Origin of the sequence: Microbacterium sp. K41 (genome assembly GCF_004794395.1) — a bacterium.
Lineage (GTDB): Bacteria > Actinomycetota > Actinomycetes > Actinomycetales > Microbacteriaceae > Microbacterium > Microbacterium sufflavum.
The window spans coordinates 1-19,575 of record NZ_SSDO01000461.1; the positions used below are offsets into that span (position 1 = coordinate 1).

Consider the following 19,575-nt stretch of genomic DNA (forward strand, 5'->3'; position numbering starts at 1 on the left):
CGCCTCGGCGGCCGGGGCATCGGCATCGGTCTTCTTCGCCCGCGAGCGGCGCGGGGCCTTCGCCTTGGGCGCTGCCTCGCCGGACTCGGCCTCGGCGGGTGCCGCGGCCGACTCCTCGGCCGACTTCTCGGCCTTCGCGGCGGCGGTCGCCGTGGTCGCCCGGCGCGGAGCGCGCTTGCGCACCGGCGCGGACTCCGCGGTCTGGACGGCGTCGGCCACCGGAGCAGCCTGATCGTTCTGGGTCTCGGAGAGGTTCTCCACGAGTACTCCCTTATAGGTCATGGGATATGAGCGTGAACGCGCACAACGGGTGCTGCGCACGATCGCACGGGCTGACGCTCGGCGTCAGCCAGCCTCGGCACTTGTGCCTCAAGGGTTTGCGTGCGGGTCTTGCAAGAGTTGCAATGGGGCCAGATTCACGACGTTACGTGGAGCCCTCCGCTCGATCCCCCACTGTACCACCACGAACGTCGACGGCGAGCAGCAGCGCCTCCCACGGGGTGTCGGTCACACGATCGGCGAGTTCCACCGCGTCCTGACGGCTGCCCGGGCCGTCGGCGAGCACGAGCACGCTGGGGCCCGCACCCGACACGACCGCGGCGAACCCGGCCGCGCGCAGCGCCTGCACGAGCCGCTGCGTCTCGGGCATCGCCTCGGCGCGGTAGTCCTGGTGCAGCCGGTCGGCCGTCGCATCGAGCAGCAGCTCAGGGCTCTGCATGAGCGCCGCGACCAGCAGGGCGGAGCGCGACAGGTTGAACACCGCATCGGCCGTCGACACGTGCGGCGGCTGCAGCGACCGCGCCTGCGACGTCGACATCGTGTAGGCGGGGACGAGCACGAGCGGCGAGACGCCCCGGTGCACGAGCAGCTTCTTGTGCTGCGGTCCGTGCTCGCCCATCCACGCGATCGTGAGCCCGCCGAACAGCGCGGGGGCGACGTTGTCGGGGTGACCCTCGATCTCGGTCGCCAGGCGGAGCAGGTCGGTGTCGGACAGATCCACGTCGCCCGCCAGCAGACCCTTCGCGGCCAGGACGCCCGCGGCGACAGCGGCACCCGACGACCCGAGTCCGCGGCCGTGCGGCACCCCGTTCTCCGCGACGATGCGCAGCCCGGGGACCGGGCGCCCGACGTCCTGGAACACGTAGGCGACCGTGCGCACGATCAGGTTCGACGCATCGCGCGGGATGTCGTCCGCGCCCGACCCCGTGACCTCGATCTCCAGCTGTCCGGCCGGCAGGGCGGTGACCTCGAGGTGGTCGTACACGCTGAGCGCCAGGCCGAGCGTGTCGAAGCCGGGGCCCAGGTTGGCACTGGTCGCTGGCACCGTGACCTCGACCGTGCGGCCGAGGATCGAGCGCTGCTCCTCCGGCGCCGGGGCGGCCACGGTGCTCACTCGCCTTCCACCCGCAGCACGGACACGACCCGGGCGACGACGTCGCTGCCCGCGAGGACCGCGACCGTGTCGCTCAGCGCCTGCTCCGTCGCGCGGTGCGTGCCGATGATGAGGCGGGCGGTCGGCTCGTCCTCACCCTCGACGGTCTGCACGACCGTCGCGACCGAGACGCCGCCGTCGCTGAGGATGCCCGCGACCGTCGCGAGCACGCCCGGCGCATCGGAGACCTCGAGCGTGATCTGGTAGCGGGTGGTGACGTGACCGATCGGCACGATGGGGAGGTTCGCCCTGGTCGACTCCCCCACCCCGACGCCGCCGGCGATGTGGCGCCGCGCGGCCGAGACCACGTCGCCCAGCACGGCAGAGGCCGTCTGCACGCCGCCGGCGCCCGCGCCGTAGAACATGAGCGAGCCGGCGGCCTCCGCCTCGACGAACACGGCGTTGTTCGCGCCGTGCACGGAGGCGAGCGGATGGGTCGCGGGGACCAGCGCCGGATACACGCGCACCGAGATCGACTCGGCACCGTTCGCCTCGATGCGCTCGCACACCGCGAGCAGCTTGATCACGAAGCCCGCCGCGCGCGCCTCCTCGATCATCGACGCCGTGATCGAGGTGATGCCCTCGCGGTGCACCGCGTCGAGCGGGACGGCGGTGTGGAAGGCGAGGCTCGCGAGGATCGCGGCCTTCTGCGCCGCGTCGTAGCCCTCGACGTCGGCGGTGGGGTCGGCCTCGGCGTATCCCAGGCGCTGCGCATCGGCGAGCACGTCGGCGAAGTCGGCCCCCTCGGTGTCCATCCGGTCGAGGATGTAGTTCGTGGTGCCGTTCACGATGCCCATGATCCGCACCACGCGGTCGCCCGCGAGCGAGTCGCGCAGCGGCCGGATGATCGGGATGGCACCGGCCGCGGCGGCCTCGTAGTACACCGAGGCGCCCACGCGATCCGCCGCCTCGAACAGCTCGGGCCCGTGCGTCGCCAGCAGCGCCTTGTTCGCGGTGACGACGTCGGCACCGGAGCCGATCGCCTGCAGGATGTTGGAGCGCGCCGGCTCGATCCCGCCAATCAGCTCGATCACGATGTCGGCGCCGAGGATGAGCGACTCGGCGTCGGTCGTGAACAGCTCCTTCGGCAGCTCCACGTCGCGCGGGGCGTCCACATCGCGCACCGCGATGCCCGCGAGCTCGAGGGCGGCTCCCGCGCGATCGGCGAGCTCGTCGCCGTGGCGCAGCAGCAGCGCCGCCACCTGGGAGCCGACCGCTCCGGCGCCCAGCAGCGCCACGCGAAGTCGTCGGTAGTCAGTCATGCGTGCTCCTTCAGGGGGTGGGTCATCGGTCTCCCTCGGGGGCGTCGGCCCCGTCGATGCCCGCATCGCGGGCCAGCAGGTCGTCGACGGTCTCGCCGCGGACGATCACCCGCGAACGGCCGTCGCGCACCGCCACGATCGGCGGTCGCGGGACGTGGTTGTAGTTGCTCGACAGCGAGGCGCAGTAGGCACCCGTCGCCGGAACGGCCAGCAGGTCGCCCGGTGCGAGGTCGGCGGGAAGGTACTCGTGGTCGACCACGATGTCGCCCGACTCGCAGTGCTTGCCGACGACGCGGCTCAGCTGCGGCTCGCCCTCCCCCGTGCGCGATGCCAGCCGCGCCGAGTAGCTGGCGCCGTACAGGGCGGTGCGGGCGTTGTCGCTCATCCCGCCGTCCACGCTGACGTAGCGGCGGGTCGCCCCGGAGGCGATCGTCACGTCCTTCGTGGTGCCGACCTCGTACAGGGTCACTCCGGCCGTGCCGATGATGGCCCTGCCCGGCTCGAACGACAGCGCGGGCATGGGGATGCCCCTGGCCGCGCAGCCCTCGGCGACCGCGGCCACGATGGCGGCAGCGAGCTCATCGATCGGCGTGGGGTCGTCGACCCGGGTGTACGCGATGCCGAAGCCGCCGCCGAGGTTGAGCTGCGGGACGGGTCCGTGCTCCAGGAGCGCCGCATGCAGCTCGAGCACGCGCGACGCCGACTCGCGGAACCCGGCGACGCCGAAGATCTGCGAACCGATGTGACAGTGCAGACCGGCGAACTCCAGCCCGGGGATCTCGCGGATGCGGGCGACGGCGACCTCCGCCTCGGCGAGGGGGAAGCCGAACTTCTGGTCTTCGTGGGCGGTGGCGAGGAAGTCGTGGGTCTCGGCGTGCACGCCGCTGATGACGCGCACCATGACCCGCTGCACCGCATCGGTGCGGGCCGTGATCGCGGCCAGCCGCTCGATCTCGATCGCGCTGTCGACCACGATCGTGCCGACGCCCACCTGCACCGCGCGCTCCAGCTCGGCGACCGACTTGTTGTTGCCGTGGAAGCCGAGCGACGCGGGCGCGACCCCGGCGGCCAGGGCCACCGCGAGCTCGCCGCCCGTGCACACATCGACGCGGAGCCCCTCGTCGACGACCCACCGGGCGACGGTTGTGCTCAGGAACGCCTTGCCCGCGTAGTACACCTGCGCCGTGGTGCCGTGCTCCGCCGCGGCCCGGTCGAACGCCACCCGGAAGGCACGGGCCCTGGTGCGGACCTCGTCCTCGTCGAGCACCAGGACCGGGGTGCCGTAGGTGCGGGCGAGCTCGGTGGCGCGCACACCGGCGATCACGAGGGCACCGTCGTCGTCACGGCGGGCCGACGCCGGCCACACACCGCTCGCGAGATCGTTCGGGTCATCGGGGACGAGGAGCCATTCCGGGGCGAGCGAGTCGGCAGGAGCAAGCACGGAGCACCAATCGTGGGTCGGGTCTCGGGCGGAGGGCGCACATCGAGTTGCCCCCGATTCTAGGGCAACGCCCCGATCCGCCTGCGCACGGTGACAGCCCGCGTCAAGCCCCTGGGGACCCCCGTCGCGGCTCTCCTAGGGTGGGGGCGTGGCAGACACCGACGCAACAGACGCTCACACCCGATCCGACGGGCCGTCGCGGCCCGGACTCGTCGCGCGCATCACAGGACCCGTCATCGCCTGGGCCCTCGCGCGTCGCCCCGTCCGCGCGGCCCTGCTGTACTCCGAGCGCCGCGGCCCGATGCTGGCCGACAGCGTCACCTACCGTGCACTGTTCAGCGTGTTCGCTGGCGTGCTGCTCGGATTCTCGATCGCGGCGCTGTGGCTCGCGGGCAACCCCGACGCGTGGCGCGCGATCATCGACGCGGTGCAGGCCGCCGTGCCGGGACTGATCGGCGACGACGGCGTGATCGATGCGAAGGACCTCCGCGCCCCGGCGTCGCTCTCCGTCGCCGGGCTGGTCTCCCTGGTCGCGCTGATCGGCGCGGCTCTCGGGGCCATCGGCTCGCTGCGCACGGCCATCCGCGTGATCGCCGGGACCGTGCAGTCCGACATCCTGTGGATCTGGGTGATCGTGCGCAACCTGCTCCTGGGACTCGGCATCGGCGTGGCGTTCGTGCTCGCGGCCGCGCTGACGTTCATCGGGCAGCTCGGCGCCACGTGGGTCGCGGACCTCCTCGGTCTGCCGTCGGACTCCCCCGCGGTCGCCGTGACGGTGCGGCTGCTGTCGCTCGTGGTGGTGTTCGCGCTCGACGCCGCGCTCATCGTCGGCGCGTTCCTCCTGCTGTCCGGGGTGCGCCCCGCGGCGCGGTCGCTGTGGGCGGGGGCGCTGCTCGGGGCATTCGGTCTCATCGTGCTGCAGGAGCTGTCCGGCCTGTTCGTCGGCGGTGCCACGAGCAACCCGCTGCTGGCGTCGTTCGCCTCGCTGCTGGCCCTGCTGATCTGGCTCAACCTGTCGACGCAGGTGATCCTGGTGGCCTGCGCGTACATCGTGACCGCCGAGGAGGAGCGCAAGGACCGGCTGCATGAGCGATTCGGCGCACGGACGTTCGTGCAACGCCGGCTGCAGCGCGCCGAGGTGGACGTGCAGGTGGCGACCGCGGAGCTGCGCGAGGCCCAGCGCGCCGCCGCAGAGGAGGCCGGGACCGGCGCCGCGCACGAGGAGCGCTGACTGCGCGACCCTCGTTGTGACCAGAACTGCTAGTTTGGTCACAACGAGAGGACACGCATGACTCCCACGCGGACGCGCATCAGCCTCCCCGGCGCCGAGGTCTCACTGTGCGAATGGACCCCGACGCACGAATCCGGCTCGCCCCTCCTGCTGCTGCACGGCGGCGGAGCCGACAGCGCCGAGCTCTCCTGGGGCGGCATCGGCCCGCAGCTCGCCGCCGCCGGGCACCGGGTCTTCGCGCCGGACCACCCCGGCTTCGGGCACAGTCCCCGTCCGGAGTGGAGGCTCACCCAGGAGCGGCTGGTGCAGTACGTGGGCGAGCTCGTCGACGTACTGCGCCTGAGCGACTACGCCGTCGCCGGGCTCTCCCTCGGCGGTGGTCTGACCGTCGGGCACCTCCTCGACCGCCCCGGGCAGGCACGCGCGGCCGCCCTGCTCGGCTGCTACGGGCTGATGCCGCGGCTGGCCGACGGTCCGCTCGGCGCCCTCACCCACTTCTCCACCTTCCTGCTGCTGCGCTCCGGCCTGCTCTCCGCGATGACGCGCTCGTACGCGCGCAACACCACCGCGATGGAGAAGGGTCTCGCCGACCTGGTGCGCAGCCCGGAGGCGCGCACGCCCGAGCTCGTCGAAGCGGTGCTCTCCGAGGCCGCCACCGGCACCGGGCTCGCGACGTTCGGCGAGTGGCAGCGCGACCAGGTGCGGTGGAACCGACTGCGCACGGTGTACACCGACCGGCTGCCGTCCGTGCACACGCCGACGCTGCTGGTGCACGGCGACCGCGACTCCGGTGTGCCCCTCGACCGCATCCGCACCGCCGCACGCCTGCTGCCCGACGCCCGTCTGGTCGTGGTCCCCGGCGCCGGTCACTGGGTGCAGCGCGATCGTCCCGACGTCGTCACCGCGGCGCTGCTCGAACACCTCGACGGGCGGGCCGATGCCTAGACCGCTCATCCCCCACCGCCGCGACCGCATCCTCGACGCGGCCGAGCGGCTCGTGCTCGCCCGCGGCTTCGACGCCATGAGCATCGCCGCGGTCGCGGAGGACGCGGGGATCGCGAAGGGTGCCGTGTACCGGGAGTTCACGTCGAAGCGCGACGTGCGCGACGCCCTGCTGCAGCGCGGCAACGCCCGCATCGCCGCGCGCGTGGAGCAGGAGCTCGGCGCGCACCCCTCGCTCGCCGCCGCATACCGTGCGACCGCCCGCGCGCTGCTCGACGACGAGCTGATGACCGCGGCGTTCCTCGACGACACCGGCGTGCTCGGGGCGCACGTCGCGGAGGAGCAGGACGGACGGTACCGGGAACGACACGAGCGCGTGATCGCGTGGGTGCACGACCTGCAGCGACGCGGGCTCGTCGTCGCCGACGTGGCGCCGGAGTCGCTCGCCCTCGCCCTGTCGAGCGCCACGCTCGGCCTGCTGTCGGCCGCGCGGCTGCTCGGCCCCCTCAATCGCGATCGACTGGAGAGCACGATCGACACCATCGGCCGCATGGCGGCCACGTTCGAGAGGCAGTGACGTGCACCACGAGACTTCCGGCCCGGCCGGCACACGACCCCTCCTCCTGCTGCACGGTGGCGGGGTCGCCGGGTGGATGTGGGACCCGGTGCGCGCCCGGCTCGGCGAGCAGCAGCGGGTGATCGTGCCCGACCTGCCCGGCCACGGCGCGAGTGCGACCGAGCCGTACGTGTCGCACGCCGCGACCGTCGACGCGCTCGCCCGGATCCTGGAGCACGAGTCCGCCCCCGCGACCGTGGTCGGGTTCTCGCTGGGCGCGCAGTTGACCGTGCTGCTCGCGACGCAGCGCCCCGACCTGGTCTCCGATGCGGTGGTGATCAGCGCCCAGGCGGAACCGGCGCGCGCGATCGGCCCGACCCTCGCGCTCCTGCGGGCGACCGCCGGGCTGGCGAAGAACGAGCGCTTCGCCCGGCTGCAGGCGCGGGAGCTGTTCGTGCCCGACGACCTGCTCCCCGCCTACCTGCGCACCTCGGCCGGGATCTCGCGCGAGACCCTGGTGACCGCGGTGGCGGAGAACCTGCGCTTCGCACCGCCGCCCGCGTGGTCGCAGTTCCCCGGCTCGGCGCTCGTCCTCGTCGGACAGAACGAGAAGAAGCTCATGCACCGTTCCGCCGCGGCACTGCACCGCGCGCTCCCCAGCAGCACGCTGGTCACGGTCGACGGCTGTGGCCACGGCACCCCGCTGCAGCGGCCGCAGTGGCTCGCCGAGCTCCTGCGGGCCCGGATGGACGGACCGCGCGCCGAGGCCGGGTAGCCGGTCAGCGCGGGCAGGTGCCCTTCTCCTGCAGCGCCTCGTCGGTGCCGATCGCGCCGTCGACATCCACGTCGATCACGGCGGCATCGCCGGAGATCTGCAGCCCGGTGAGGGTGAGCCCGGCCGGCAGCTGATCCGCGATGCAGACGCGGCGCGGCTCCGTGAGGCCCTCGCCCAGCCCGCCCAGGGACGAGCCGACGCGGGACAGGTCGATGTCGATCCCGCCGACGCTCGCCGCCACGGGGGTCAGCTCCAGATCGCCGTCGACCGCGCCCGGGGTGAGCGTGATCGACACCGGCACCGCGGTGCCCAGCACGTCGAAGGAGCCGCCCAGCGTGGCATTCGGCTCGTCCAGCTCGACGGAGTCCACCGGGAGGTCGGTCGTGGCCAGCAGCGCCGTGAACTGCTCCTGGTCGATGCGGATCGTGCCGTCGGCGCCGTCGAGGTCGCCGCCGCGCAGGGGCACACCGGTCGCGGTCACGTCGGCCGCGCCGGTGATGCCCTCCAGGGTCACCGCGTCGGTGGACAGGTGCAACGTGTCGAGGCGTCCGCCGATGAGCTGCGGCAGGAGCAGGCCCGTGGTCTCCACGTCGAGCTGCTGATCCGCCGGAAGGTCGAGCTGCTCGATCACGATCGACCGCACCACGCCGGGAAGCACGGCGCGGGCGATGAGCTCCGCCGCCACGACGAGCACCGCGAGCACCACGACCACGATCAGCACGACCCACGGCCACCGCGGCCGGCGCCTGGCCTTCTCCGGCTGCGGCGCCGCCGCGTCGGGGATCACCAGCGTCGGGTGCTCCCGCGACGGCTCGGGGTACGGCAGCGTATGGTTGTCGTCGCTCATGGTGTCATCCTGCCGCACGGGCGGCCGGTCACATGCGCTCGGGAGCCGAGACGCCCAGCAGCCCGAGGCCGTTGCGGAACACCTGACCGGCGGCGTCGTTCAGCCACAGGCGGGTGCGGTGCACGCTCTCGACCGGGTCGACGCTGAGCGGGATCACGCGGCAGTTGTCGTACCAGCGGTGGTACAGGCCCGCGAGCTCCTCCAGGTAGCGGGCCACGCGGTGGGGTTCGCGCACCTGAGCGGCGAACGCCACGATGCGCGGGAACTCCTGCAGCGCGCCCAGCAGGGCGGCCTCGCTCTCGTGCGTCAGCGTCTCCGGCGCGAACTCGGAGCGGTCGACACCGGAGTCGGCGGCGTTGCGGGCCACGTTGTGCGTGCGCGCGTGGGCGTACTGCACGTAGAACACCGGGTTGTCGTTGGTGCGCTTCTGCAGCAGCTCGGGGTCGAGGTCGAGCGGCGAGTCGGCGGGCGAGCGCTCCAGCGAGTAGCGCAGCGCGTCGGTGCCGAGCCAGTCGAGCAGGTCGTCCATCTCGATGATGTTGCCCGCGCGCTTGCTCAGGCGGGCGCCGTTGATCGACACCATCTGGCCGATCAGCACCTCGACGTTCTTCTCCGGGTCCTCCCCCGCGGCACCGGCGACCGCCTTGAGGCGGTGCACGTAGCCGTGGTGGTCGGCGCCGAGGAGGTAGATCTTGTCGCGGAAGCCGCGGTCGCCCTTGTCGAGGTAGTACGCGGCATCGGCGGCGAAGTACGTGTACTCGCCGTTCGAGCGGCGGATCACGCGGTCCTTGTCGTCGCCGAAGTCGGTCGTGCGCACCCACACCGCGCCGTCCTGGTCGAACACGTGTCCCTGCTCGCGGAGGCGGTCGACGGCACGGTCGATCAGGCTCAGGCCCGACGCGTCCTTCGCGTGCAGCGTGCGCTCGGAGAACCACACGTCGAACGGCACGTTGAAGCGGTCGAGCGAGTGCGTGATCTCGGCGAGCTGGTACTCGTACGCGAGCTCGCGGGCGACGTCGAGCTGCTCGGCCTCGGGGAGGTCGAGCAGGTCGGGGCGGGCCTCGAGCACGCGGCCGGCGAGCGTGGTGATGTACTCGCCGGGGTAGCCGCCCTCGGGGGTCGGCTCGCCCTTCGCGGCGGCGAGCACCGAGCCGGCGAAGCGGTCCATCTGCACGCCGGCGTCGTTGATGTAGTACTCGCGCACCGCGTGCGCACCGCTCGCCAGCAGCAGGCGCACGATCGCGTCGCCCAGGGCGGCCCAGCGCGTGTGCGCGATGTGCAGCGGACCCGTGGGGTTGGCCGAGACGAACTCGACGTTGACGCTCACGCCCTCCTGCGAGGAGTTGGTGCCGTACGCGGGACCGGCGTCGACGATGACCTTCGCGAGCGCGCCGGCCGCGGCCGCGTCGAGACGGATGTTGAGGAACCCGGGACCGGCGACCTCGGCGCTCGCGACCCCGTCGACGCGGACGAGCCCGTCGGCGATCTCCTGCGCCAGCTCGCGCGGGTTCGTGCCGAGCGGCTTCGCCAGGCGCATCGCGATGTTGGAGGCCCAGTCGCCGTGGTCGCGGTTGCGCGGACGCTCCAGCACGACGTCGGCGGCGGTGACCCCGAGCGGCTCGCCGGGACGTCGAGCCTCGGCGATCGGTGCGAGGACGGCGAGGATGGCGGAGGCGAGCGTTTCGGGGTTCATAGACTCCCCAGTTTACGGGCGCGGACGGGTGATCTCCGCCCCCGTGCGTCGCGCCGAATTTGCGTTCGGCCGACCGTGATCTACTCTCATGCCATGAAGGCCCCCGCCACCCGCCGCCGACTGCGTGCCGCCGGGGTCGCCACCGCACTGGTGCTCGCCGTCACGGCGGGCGTTCTGGGTGTGTGGCGGCCGTGGACTCCCGCTCCCTCCGCGGCGCCCGTCGCCGCCGGTGACGACACCACCGCCGCGGCCATCGCCCCGGCTCCTCTCACCCTCCCCGACGACCCCACCGTGCTGGTCTTCGGCGACTCGTGGACCTACGGCTCGGCGGCCACGGATCCCACGCTCGGGTACGCGTACGTGCTCGCCGACCTGATCCACGGGCACACGGTCGTCAACGGCGTGCGCGGCAGCGGCTACCTCAAGCCGGGGCTCGACGGCCCCACGTTCGGGGAGCGGATCGCCGCCCTCGACCCCGCGATCGACCCCGACCTGGTGATCGTGCAGGGCTCCATCAACGACCGCGCCCAGGGCGAGGTGGGCTACCGCGACGCGGTGACCGCGGCCTGGGACGCGCTCACCGCGCTGTACCCGGAGGCCGCGATCGTCGTGCTCGGCCCCGCCCCGCACGAGCTCCCCGTCGGCACCCAGACCGCCCGCATCGACCACGACCTGTCCGAGCTCGCGGCCGCCCGCGGCTGGTGGTACATCTCCCCCGTGCAGCAGCACTGGATCACCGAGCAGAACTACCTCTCCGTGATCGACGTGGAGGTCGGACGCAAGCATCCGTCGACCGCGGGCCACCGCTACCTCGCCGAGAAGCTGGCCGCCGCGCTGGACGAGCTGCGGGCTGCCCCGGTCACCGAAGCGGGCGGGTCGGAGACCACCCCGGACGAGTGATAAGGTCGATCGGTACGCCTCCGTAGCTCAGTGGATAGAGCGCCGGTTTCCGGTACCGTAGGTCGCAGGTTCGACTCCTGTCGGGGGCACATCGGGTTGTACGCGGATCGTATGTGAATACGTACGCGCAACCCCCAAGTACGAGAAGAGCCGCCTGGTTTCAGGCGGCTTTTCTCGTTGCTGCTCGGCGTGGAGGCCTCGTTATGGGCTTCAGCCGTTCGTCGGGAACAGAAATGGCCCGAAGTTCGACGACGCTACCGGAGATTGGGCATGCTGGCGCCGACCTTCGAGCCGGTGATCTAACTGGTGGAGCAGCCGCGCCTGCTAAGTGCGGACGGGGTTTCGTTTTGCTCGACCGCGGTTGTGAGTGACGCGCTGGAGGGCCGTTGTCCGACGCGGCTTGCGCTGCTTCGCGCGCGGGGCCTCGATGCCGGCCTCGATGTTGTCGCCGTCCTCGGTCTTGTGGGCTGCGAGGTCGATGATCTTGTCGAGATTCGCCGCGACGACGGTCATCGTGGCGAGGAAGTAGTGTGCCGCGGAGCCGCGCAGCCGCCGACGGGATCCATCCTCGAGGGCGTGGGTGCCGCCGTCCTTGAGGTACGCGTTAAAGGACTCGACACTGTTGTCCACAGACGAACAGTATCGTCAGGACGTCGCATTCTTCCTTCAAGAATGCAGAAGAGGTGCACCCGGATCCCGGGTGCACCTCTTCTAATGCGACGCTTCTTACTTCTGGATGAAGGCGAGGAGGTCAGGGTTGATGACGTCGGCGTGCGTGGTCAGCATGCCGTGCGGGTAGCCGGCGTAGAGCTTCAGCTCCGAGTTCTGGAGGAGCTCGTGCTGCAGAAGCGCGGCGGCCTTGTAGGGAACGACCTGGTCGTCGTCGCCCTGCATGACGAGAACGGGGACCGTGATGGCCTTGAGGTCTTCGGTCTGGTCGGTCTCGGAGAAGGCCTTGATGCCCTCGTAGTGAGCCAGTGCGCTGCCGGTCATGCCCTGACGCCACCAGTTCGCGACGACCGGCTCGGACACCTCGACACCGTCGCGGTTGAAGCCGTAGAACGGGCCCGACGCGACGGCCTGGAAGAACTCGGCACGGTTGGCGGCGAGAGCGGAACGGAAACCGTCGAGGACCTCGATGGGCGTGCCCTCGGGGTTGCTGTCGGACTTCAGCATGATGGGAGGAACCGAGGAGACGAGCACGGCCTTGGCGACACGACCCTGGGGCTGCCCGTACTTGGCGACGTAGCGAGCGACTTGGCCGCCGCCGGTGGAGTGGCCGATGTGGATGGCGTTCTTCAGGTCGAGGTGCTCGACGACGGCGTTCACGTCGCTGGCGTAGTGGTCCATGTCGTGGCCGGTGCTGATCTGCGACGAACGTCCGTGGCCGCGGCGGTCGCTGGCGACGACGCGGTAGCCCTTCGAGAGGAAGTAGAGCATCTGTGCGTCCCAGTCGTCGGATGACAGCGGCCAGCCGTGGTGGAACACGATGGGCTGGGCGTTCTTGTCGCCCCAGTCCTTGAAGTAGATCTCTGCGCCGTCTTCGGTGGTGATGTATCCCATGATGAGTCCTTTGTCATGTCGTCGAACGAGCAAGCCCGCGCGACTGGTGGGTAGTTTGCGCCTCGACGATGTGGCGACTGCATTCACGGTAACTTTCGGGCGTCCGCGACGCCTCCGACAATTGCCGACTCCCGTTGCTACGTCTATCCGAATCCGAGAGGTGGCACGCCCAGCACGACATTTCTTGAGGGGATACGGAGCGTCCGGACAGGTGATGTGGGCGTGCCCTCGTCTTTCGTACGGTGAAGCGTCCGTACTCCTTGCACCACGACGTGCAGGGAGGGAAATTGGTTGCATTCAGGGAGATCGGTGAGCGGTAACAAGAGTGTTCTGGGGAACTTTCTGCGTGCGCGGCGCGCGCACGTCCGGCCGGTGGACGTCGGCCTTCATCCTGCTGACGGCAGACGAGTCTCCGGACTGAAGCGGGAAGAAGTGGCGATGCTCGCCGACATCAGCGTGGAGTACTACATCCGGCTCGAGCAGGGACGGGGAGCAGATCCCTCCACCAAGGTCGTTCGCGCTCTCGCCCGCGCGCTGAATCTGGACGATGTATGCGTCGAGTATGTCAATCGCCTCACCGGGAGGGTCGATGAGCAGCGGCGGATGATCCCGCCCGAGAAGACCTACATCATGCGTGAACTTCTCGACACGTGGGCGCATATCCCGGCGTACATCACGGACGGGAACCTCGACATCGTCGCTGTCAATGAACTCATGCACTCCTTGAGTGCCGGGGCCATCAGCCCCGGGGCCAACGCTGTTGTCGTCCACTTCGCTCCCGAGAACAAGCGCCAGATCGTGAACTGGGAGGAACTGGCGGCGCGGGGTGTCGCGACCCTCCGCTTCCTCGGAGACCGCTCCTCCGCGCGGTACGACGAGATCGTTCGTGAGCTGTCAGCGGATCAGGACTTCATGAAGCTGTGGGAGCTGCACCAGGTTGCTCGCCCGTCGGACTTCGACTCTCACCTGCGCTTGGATGGAATCGGTGAGATCCAGATGCGGGTCCATAATTTCGAAGTGCCCTCTTTGCCGTTCCATACGATGACCACCCAGTCCCCGAAACCAGGCTTCGAGGTGCTCACCACTAACTCAGGCGCCCGCGAGACAGCCTTCGCCTGAGCCCCGCACGAAAGGCCACTCATGCCGAACATCCTCATCAAGCACGCATATGACGCAGCTTCCACAGGCGACGGCTACCGGATCCTCGTGGACCGCCTGTGGCCGCGGGGCGTGTCGAAGGAACGTGCCGCTCTCGACGAGTGGCTGAAAGACATCGCGCCGTCCCCCGATCTGCGGACGTGGTGGAACCATGACCCCGAACGCATGGCGGAGTTCGCCACTCGGTACGACGCGGAACTGGAGGAGAACACCATGGCCGTAGAGCACCTGCTCGACGTCGTCCACGCGCACGACACAGTCACCCTGATCTACGCAGCCCACGATCCTGCGGTCAACCATGCCGTCGTCCTCCAGCGCTTCATCCAGGAGCGCTTGACCGCCGTTAGGTCATAGGGGCATTTGTTCGCCAAGCCTCATCCCGTACCGCGCAATGTTCCTGGCCACCGGGAGCCGCTGCTCGCCGTACGAGACGAGCGCAGCGTCGATGGGCGATGAGTGAAGCGCACGGGTGAGAGCAAGCGCGTCGCCGGCGGCTTTGGCCGCGCCCATCGCGGTGTGCGGACGCACCACCGCTGCCGCGTCCCCGAGAAGCACTGCGCGATCTCGGGTGAGCCGGGGAGCAACGTAGTCGAGCACGCCCTGGAGGAAGGGCCGAGGCTCCATAGCGACCACTTCGGCGAACTGCGGTGGCAGGCGATGGCGGGCAGTCTCAGCGAGGTTCGTCGTGACGTTGAGCGGTGTCTGCCCCGGGGCGAGGGAGGTCGATGTGGACGGGCGACCGGAGGCAGTCATCAACGCCGATAGGTCGACGGAGCTCAGCGAGCGGTACCAGACCCAGTTGTATCGGCGACTGCCTGGCTGGGTCTGACCGTCCGGCCCAGGAACGAGATACCCGAGAGCGTGCTCCCCCGGCCCCGTGTAGAAGGTCATCCGCCGGAACAGTGTGTCAGCGGCGCCGGCGGGGACGAGGTCCTCGGGGATGAGGCCGCGCCAGATGGCATACCCGACGTACGCTGGTTCACCGCCGTCGGGCGCGATGAAGCGACGCACGTGCGAGTGCGCTCCGTCTGCTCCGACGAGCAGGTCAGCCTCATGTCGTTCAGCGCCCGCGGCGAAAGAGATGACGTCTGCGCCTGCCTGGACGTCCGTCACCGGACTATCCAGGACGTACCGAGAGTCGGGGATCACTCCGCGAAGACCGTCGTACAGCCGGTCCCAGGACAACTGCGTCTGCTCGGCTCGTTCTCGGTAGCGAATCGTTCCGCGCAGGTCGAGAGTGATCCGCTCAACGGACGTCACACCCGACACCGCAGTTGGCGGGACGCCCGCAACGTCGAGTGCCGTGAAGATCTCGTCTTGCGCGACGAGTCCGGCACCTCGCGTGCGGAGACCGTGGACTGACTTCTCGTACACCGTGACATCGTGCCCAAGCCGATGCAGTATGGCGGCTGCGAACAGTCCGCCGATGGAACCGCCGGCCACAGCGATGCGGTGCGCGGATACTGAGAAGTCGCTCATGTGGCCACCGTATGCGTGGCGATGCGAGAACCCGTGCGACAACTGACGGACGAGCCTTCGACCATGAGTCAAGAGCGCACGAGTTACCGGGGAGACCGACGCTAGGACGGTTGGTCGGCGAGCGGGAGGAAAGCCTGCAGCGCCGTCAGGAGAAGGACGACCGCGCCGGCGCCGACGAGGACCGCGTCCGTACCGACGGCGACAGCCAACGCGCCGCTCACCGCCGACCCCACAGCAGTGCCCCCGTAGAGGACCAGCTGGTAGATCGACAGGCCCCGCGTGCGCACACGCTCCGGCAACGACGCCTGCACGACAGCGCTCACCGTAGCGATGACGCCGATCCATGCCGCTCCGGCCGCGACGAGCGCGAGAAAGATGACCCAGAGGTCGCAGGTGAACAACAGTGCGCACAGTGCGAGAACGAAGAGGGTCGTCGACGCCGACAGCACTCGGTTCGTTCCCCACCGGGCACGCCACGGCCCCGCAAGGACCGCGCCAACGATGGTGCCCACGCCCAAGACGCCCAGAAGCAGTCCGTAGCCGTCAGCGCCGAGACCGAGCGTGCGCTTCGCGAACACAGGCAGCAGCGCCCAGAGAGCATTGGCCGGCACGAGGAAGATCGCCAAGCGGATGCAGAGGGAGCGCACCAGCGACGAGCGGAAGACGAAGCGAACGCCCTCGCGCATCGCGTGCAGGAAAGGCTCAGCCGGTGTCTGCGGGGCTCGATAGTTGCGCCAAGCGATGAGCGCGCCCAAGTAGATGACGAACGAGGCGGCGTTCACGATGAACACTGCGGTGATCCCGAACTGCGCGATGGCGAGCCCGGCGACTGCCGGACCTGCCGCGCGCGCGACGTTCACACTGATGGACGACAGTGATGCCGCGTCCGCCACCTGCTCGCGCGGCACGATGTCCGAGATGACTGACTGTGCTGCTGGCATCTGCACGGCGGACGCAGCACCGAGCACGCACGTGAGGGTGAGGAGTGTGCTCGCTGGGAGATCGTCCCCAGCCGACATCGCTACCAATGCCAGTGACGCCCCCAATTGCACGACCTGCGTGACGAGCATCACCGTGCGACGATTCAGGAACTCGCCAAGCACTCCCGATGGCAGCGCCAGTAGCAACACGGGCGCTGCTGAGGCCGTTTGCACGAGGGCGACGACAACAGGTGAGCTGTCGTCGGCAACGAGTTGCCATTGGGCGCCGACAGTCTGCATCCAGATGCCGATATTGCTGACGAACCCGGCGACCCACAGCACCCGGAATGCCGGAACCCTCAGCGGCGCCAATGGCCCATCGCGCCCCGAACGCGAGGACACACGCGTCCGGGGCGCGGCGACGGTCACGTCAGCACCGAAGCCAAAGTCAGGGAACCGCGTTGGCCGCGTCGATGATGAAGCTTGCGACGTCACCAGGATGGGTGTGCATGATGAGGTGCGGACCTGGTAGCTCGATTACCTCGAGTGCTGAGGCTCGTTCGAAGCCGAAACGCACAACGTCCGGGTTGACGATGTGGTCGGCGGTAGCAACGATGCCCCACGTCGGACGTGAGCGCCAGGCTGCGTGCGTGGCCCTCTCGTCGAGCACCGCGACGTCAAGCGGCCGTTGGGTGACGGCGAAGACGGCAGCTTCATCGGCCGGGATGCCGAGGGCGGCGAGGAAGGGGAACTCGTCGATGGCGACGGACACCTCGCGCCGGGTCGCGCCGTCTGCAGTGGCGTAGGGCCGGTAGTCGAAGAAGTTTGCGGCGTCCGATGCCGGGAAGCGCTGACGCAGGTCGGCTGCGCTCTCATCCACATCGAGAATGAAACCCGCCACGAAGATGAGGCCGCGAACGTTCTCGGCGGTGCCCGCGACGGAGGCGACGGTTGCTCCGTAGGAGTGGCCGACCAGGAGGACGGGGCCGTCGATGTTCTCGACGAACGACCGCACGTACGCGGCATCCGCCGCCAGACTCCGGTTCGAGATGGCGGGAACACGCACGTCGATGCCCGCCCCCATCACCCGCATCGCCACGGGCGACCAGCTCGCTCCATCAGAGAACGCACCGTGCACCATCACGACGGTCGGCTTCTCGCGCATATTCCACTCCCTCAGTCCCGAGATCTCCGGGTCGCATCCCACGCTAGGAGCGGGGACCAAGCCCCCGCTCCTACGCCTTGTCGCTACTTGACTGGACGGGTGTCGGAAACCGCGTTCGCGTCGAGGAACACTCGGACGACGTCGTTGAACGCCTCCGGGTTCTCCAGGAACGGGAAATGGGAGCTGGCGACCTCCCGCGGGAAGATGTGCACGAGCGCTCCGGGGATGCGCGATGCGACGTAGCGTTGCGATTCCGGGGAGACGTGGCTGCCGTCGCACCCCAGCACGAGGGTGGGCTTGGCGATGTTTGGGAGTATTTCCCGCCAGTCCTGCGCGCCGTGGTCGAACAGCAGTGGCGCAGCGACGCGACGTGGCGTCTGTGCGACCTCCGATGACACGAAAGACCAGAGGTCGTCGTCGACGGGACCGGTGAACATGCTCCGTACGAAGCCGCGCACCGTCGCCTCCCCGCCGGCGTCGTCGGCAATGGCATTGGCGAGCGCGCCGAGCCCGTCCGGCGGCAGGATGCAGCCCGCGGACTGCTGCTCCTGCGGACTCATCCACAGTTGTGCGACGACCGCGGCTGGTTGGTCCACCATCACGATGCTGCGTACTCTGCTGTCTCCGAAAAGTTCGAGGTAGGACCAGATGACGGAGACACCCATCGACCAGCCGAGGAGGTCGACGGTCTGGATGTCGAGTTCGTCGAGGATGTCTCGGAGGTCGGCCGCGAGACGGGCGATGCGATGGCCTCGCCAGGGCTTCTCCGACCGTCCATGCCCACGCATGTCATAGGTGATGACTCGGCGCTCACCGAGCCCCTCACGCTGGTGCCGGAACATCTCCTGCGATTGCGACCACCCGTGAAGCATCAGGAGCGGGACGCCGTTCCCGCTCGTGTCGTACAGCTCGAGGGTCACACCGTCGCTGGTCTGAACCTGTCGACTTCGTGCCCTCATTGGATGTGACCTGCGTTCTCCCAGTACGACGCGAGTTTCAAGCCGAGGTGCAGTGCGCTGCGTTTCATTCCATCATCCATCGCGTCTTTCACCACTTGTGGCATGTTTTCCAATCGGTAGTAGAGCGTCGTGCGGTGGATGTGCAGTTCCTCGCACACGACTTTGATCTGGTGGGCGTGGTCGAGGAGAGTCTCGATGGTCTGCCGGCGCAGCGGGTCCGCGTCATGGATCAGGGTGTAGGCGGCTGGCGAGTACCACTGCAGCCGGTTCGGATCTGAGACGACATCAGCAATGAGCAGCCAGGGACCGGCGTCCTCGGCGCGCAGGCTCTTGCCCAGATCAGGCAGGAGCTCAGCGACCGCCGCCGTCGCGACCGCCCGCTCAGCGACGGGCCGCACGTCGATGTCCGTCTCGGTCAGGTGAGCGGACCCGATTGCTCGCAAGAGCACGCCGGCGCGCGCGGCCTCGGCCGCGATGAGGTCGTCTGTTCGTGCATTATCGTTCGCACGCTCCAGGAACAGCAGGGCAGCTCCGATCTCGCCCATGAACATGAGTGTGGTCTTAGCCACGCTCTCCAGGGCCCGTCCGAGCGACGCGCGCTGGACTACGGAGGTGTCATGCCCGACGGACACGGCACGAACGACCGTTGCCGAGCTGCGAGACACCCCATGAGTGCGGACAGCGGTGCTCAGCGCATCCCGTCTGGCGACCGGATCCTGAGCGAGAAGTCCACGGATGACCACTTCGCGCGTGGATCGCGCGGGTGTCGCATCCTGCTCTGCGGCGAGATAGTCACGCGCGATGTCCACTGCCGCGTCCACGGCGCGGAACTGCGCGGATGTCAGCGGCGGAAGCCCGCCCGTGATGAGCCACATGACTCCGAGCAGCGCGTCATCGGAGCGAATCGGCACGGCCAGACGTTCGCGTGCACCGAACTGGTCGAGATTCACGGTCTGCGGCCGCCTGGCGGAGGACAGATGAATGCTCTCCAGATACGCGCGCTCGCGCGGAGGCGTCGCACGTCCGAGGAGCCCGCGAGCACGGAGCTCATCGATCTCCTCCCCTTGTGCGCTGGAGACCATAGGACGGTACTGCGCGTCATTGATGACCACGGATCGACCGAGGTCTTCTGCAAGGTCATCCACGAGTGTTTGCAGGTTCATGCCCGTCTACTCCCTTCGACGTCGCCCCACCGATGCATCGTGATCCTTTCTCGGGCCCGCACTCGCGCCCTCGGCCTCAGCGTATGAAC

19 protein-coding genes, 1 tRNA gene and 1 pseudogene are annotated in these 19,575 nt (G+C 69.4%); 8 read left to right on the forward strand and 13 right to left on the reverse strand.

Annotation, left to right across the window (positions count from 1 at the left end):
* The 4 genes and pseudogenes from DW309_RS14910 to lysA all read right to left on the reverse strand — a co-directional run.
* Positions 1–282: pseudogene (locus tag DW309_RS14910) on the reverse strand (transcription termination factor Rho); the annotation flags it as partial.
* A gap of 142 nt (positions 283–424) precedes the next feature.
* On the reverse strand, positions 425–1,393 hold the full coding sequence (gene thrB, locus DW309_RS14915) for a homoserine kinase (RefSeq protein ID WP_206251412.1): 969 nt from the start codon (positions 1,391–1,393) through the stop codon (positions 425–427).
* Positions 1,390–2,694, reverse strand: a complete 1,305-nt coding sequence (locus tag DW309_RS14920) for a homoserine dehydrogenase (protein WP_136029264.1) — start codon at positions 2,692–2,694, stop codon at positions 1,390–1,392. Before DW309_RS14920 ends, thrB begins: the two co-directional genes overlap by 4 nt.
* Before the next feature lie 22 nt (positions 2,695–2,716).
* Complete coding sequence (lysA, locus tag DW309_RS14925; protein WP_136045813.1) at positions 2,717–4,135, reverse strand: diaminopimelate decarboxylase; 1,419 nt, start codon at positions 4,133–4,135, stop codon at positions 2,717–2,719.
* 148 nt (positions 4,136–4,283) lie between these two features.
* Here lysA and DW309_RS14930 point away from each other — a divergent pair, with 148 nt between their 5' ends.
* From DW309_RS14930 to DW309_RS14945, 4 genes are read left to right on the forward strand one after another with little or no spacing between them, the layout of a single operon-like run.
* Positions 4,284–5,366 carry a YihY/virulence factor BrkB family protein gene (locus tag DW309_RS14930; RefSeq protein WP_136045814.1) on the forward strand — a complete coding sequence of 361 codons (1,083 nt, stop codon included), beginning with the start codon at positions 4,284–4,286 and terminating at the stop codon, positions 5,364–5,366.
* A gap of 57 nt (positions 5,367–5,423) precedes the next feature.
* A complete protein-coding gene (locus DW309_RS14935) occupies positions 5,424–6,311 on the forward strand; it encodes an alpha/beta fold hydrolase (RefSeq protein ID WP_136045815.1) in 888 nt (295 codons plus the stop codon).
* Complete coding sequence (locus DW309_RS14940; RefSeq protein ID WP_136029255.1) at positions 6,304–6,885, forward strand: TetR/AcrR family transcriptional regulator; 582 nt, start codon at positions 6,304–6,306, stop codon at positions 6,883–6,885. Before DW309_RS14935 ends, DW309_RS14940 begins: the two co-directional genes overlap by 8 nt.
* Position 6,886: 1 nt before the next feature.
* Positions 6,887–7,639, forward strand: a complete 753-nt coding sequence (locus DW309_RS14945) for an alpha/beta fold hydrolase (protein ID WP_136045816.1) — start codon at positions 6,887–6,889, stop codon at positions 7,637–7,639.
* 4 nt (positions 7,640–7,643) lie between these two features.
* On the opposite strand, the gene DW309_RS14950 is transcribed toward DW309_RS14945, so the two are convergent.
* Positions 7,644–8,486, reverse strand: a complete 843-nt coding sequence (locus tag DW309_RS14950; protein WP_136045817.1) for an LmeA family phospholipid-binding protein — start codon at positions 8,484–8,486, stop codon at positions 7,644–7,646.
* 28 nt (positions 8,487–8,514) lie between these two features.
* On the reverse strand, positions 8,515–10,179 hold the full coding sequence (argS, locus tag DW309_RS14955; protein WP_136045818.1) for an arginine--tRNA ligase: 1,665 nt from the start codon (positions 10,177–10,179) through the stop codon (positions 8,515–8,517).
* 93 nt (positions 10,180–10,272) lie between these two features.
* On the opposite strand from argS, the gene DW309_RS14960 reads away from it, so the two are divergent.
* On the forward strand, positions 10,273–11,079 hold the full coding sequence (locus DW309_RS14960; protein WP_136045819.1) for an SGNH/GDSL hydrolase family protein: 807 nt from the start codon (positions 10,273–10,275) through the stop codon (positions 11,077–11,079).
* Between the two features lie 16 nt (positions 11,080–11,095).
* Positions 11,096–11,168 (forward strand) — tRNA-Arg (locus tag DW309_RS14965).
* Positions 11,169–11,403: 235 nt separating this feature from the next.
* Here the strand turns inward: DW309_RS14965 and DW309_RS14970 are convergent.
* Together DW309_RS14970 and DW309_RS14975 are read right to left on the reverse strand one after the other, a co-directional pair.
* The gene (locus tag DW309_RS14970) at positions 11,404–11,709 is read right to left on the reverse strand and encodes a hypothetical protein (protein ID WP_136045820.1); all 306 of its coding nucleotides are present in this window, start codon (positions 11,707–11,709) and stop codon (positions 11,404–11,406) included.
* Between the two features lie 96 nt (positions 11,710–11,805).
* Positions 11,806–12,642 carry an alpha/beta fold hydrolase gene (locus tag DW309_RS14975; protein ID WP_058630798.1) on the reverse strand — a complete coding sequence of 279 codons (837 nt, stop codon included), beginning with the start codon at positions 12,640–12,642 and terminating at the stop codon, positions 11,806–11,808.
* 309 nt (positions 12,643–12,951) lie between these two features.
* On the opposite strand from DW309_RS14975, the gene DW309_RS14980 reads away from it, so the two are divergent.
* Complete coding sequence (locus tag DW309_RS14980) at positions 12,952–13,761, forward strand: helix-turn-helix domain-containing protein (protein ID WP_168387295.1); 810 nt, start codon at positions 12,952–12,954, stop codon at positions 13,759–13,761.
* Between the two features lie 21 nt (positions 13,762–13,782).
* Positions 13,783–14,154: a DUF488 domain-containing protein gene (locus DW309_RS14985; protein ID WP_136045822.1), complete on the forward strand. Its 372-nt coding sequence runs from the start codon at positions 13,783–13,785 to the stop codon at positions 14,152–14,154.
* Here DW309_RS14985 and DW309_RS14990 read toward each other — a convergent pair.
* From DW309_RS14990 to DW309_RS15010, 5 genes are all read right to left on the reverse strand, one after another.
* Positions 14,149–15,279, reverse strand: a complete 1,131-nt coding sequence (locus tag DW309_RS14990; protein WP_136045823.1) for an FAD binding domain-containing protein — start codon at positions 15,277–15,279, stop codon at positions 14,149–14,151. The genes DW309_RS14985 and DW309_RS14990 overlap by 6 nt on opposite strands.
* A gap of 101 nt (positions 15,280–15,380) precedes the next feature.
* Positions 15,381–16,628, reverse strand: coding sequence for an MFS transporter (locus tag DW309_RS14995; protein ID WP_168387296.1), 1,248 nt, complete (start codon positions 16,626–16,628; stop codon positions 15,381–15,383).
* A gap of 19 nt (positions 16,629–16,647) precedes the next feature.
* On the reverse strand, positions 16,648–17,364 hold the full coding sequence (locus tag DW309_RS15000; protein WP_136045825.1) for an alpha/beta fold hydrolase: 717 nt from the start codon (positions 17,362–17,364) through the stop codon (positions 16,648–16,650).
* Between the two features lie 83 nt (positions 17,365–17,447).
* Positions 17,448–18,284: an alpha/beta fold hydrolase gene (locus tag DW309_RS15005; RefSeq protein ID WP_240753250.1), complete on the reverse strand. Its 837-nt coding sequence runs from the start codon at positions 18,282–18,284 to the stop codon at positions 17,448–17,450.
* Positions 18,285–18,319: 35 nt separating this feature from the next.
* Positions 18,320–19,486, reverse strand: coding sequence for a helix-turn-helix domain-containing protein (locus DW309_RS15010; RefSeq protein WP_136045827.1), 1,167 nt, complete (start codon positions 19,484–19,486; stop codon positions 18,320–18,322).
* Positions 19,487–19,575 lie beyond the last annotated feature (89 nt).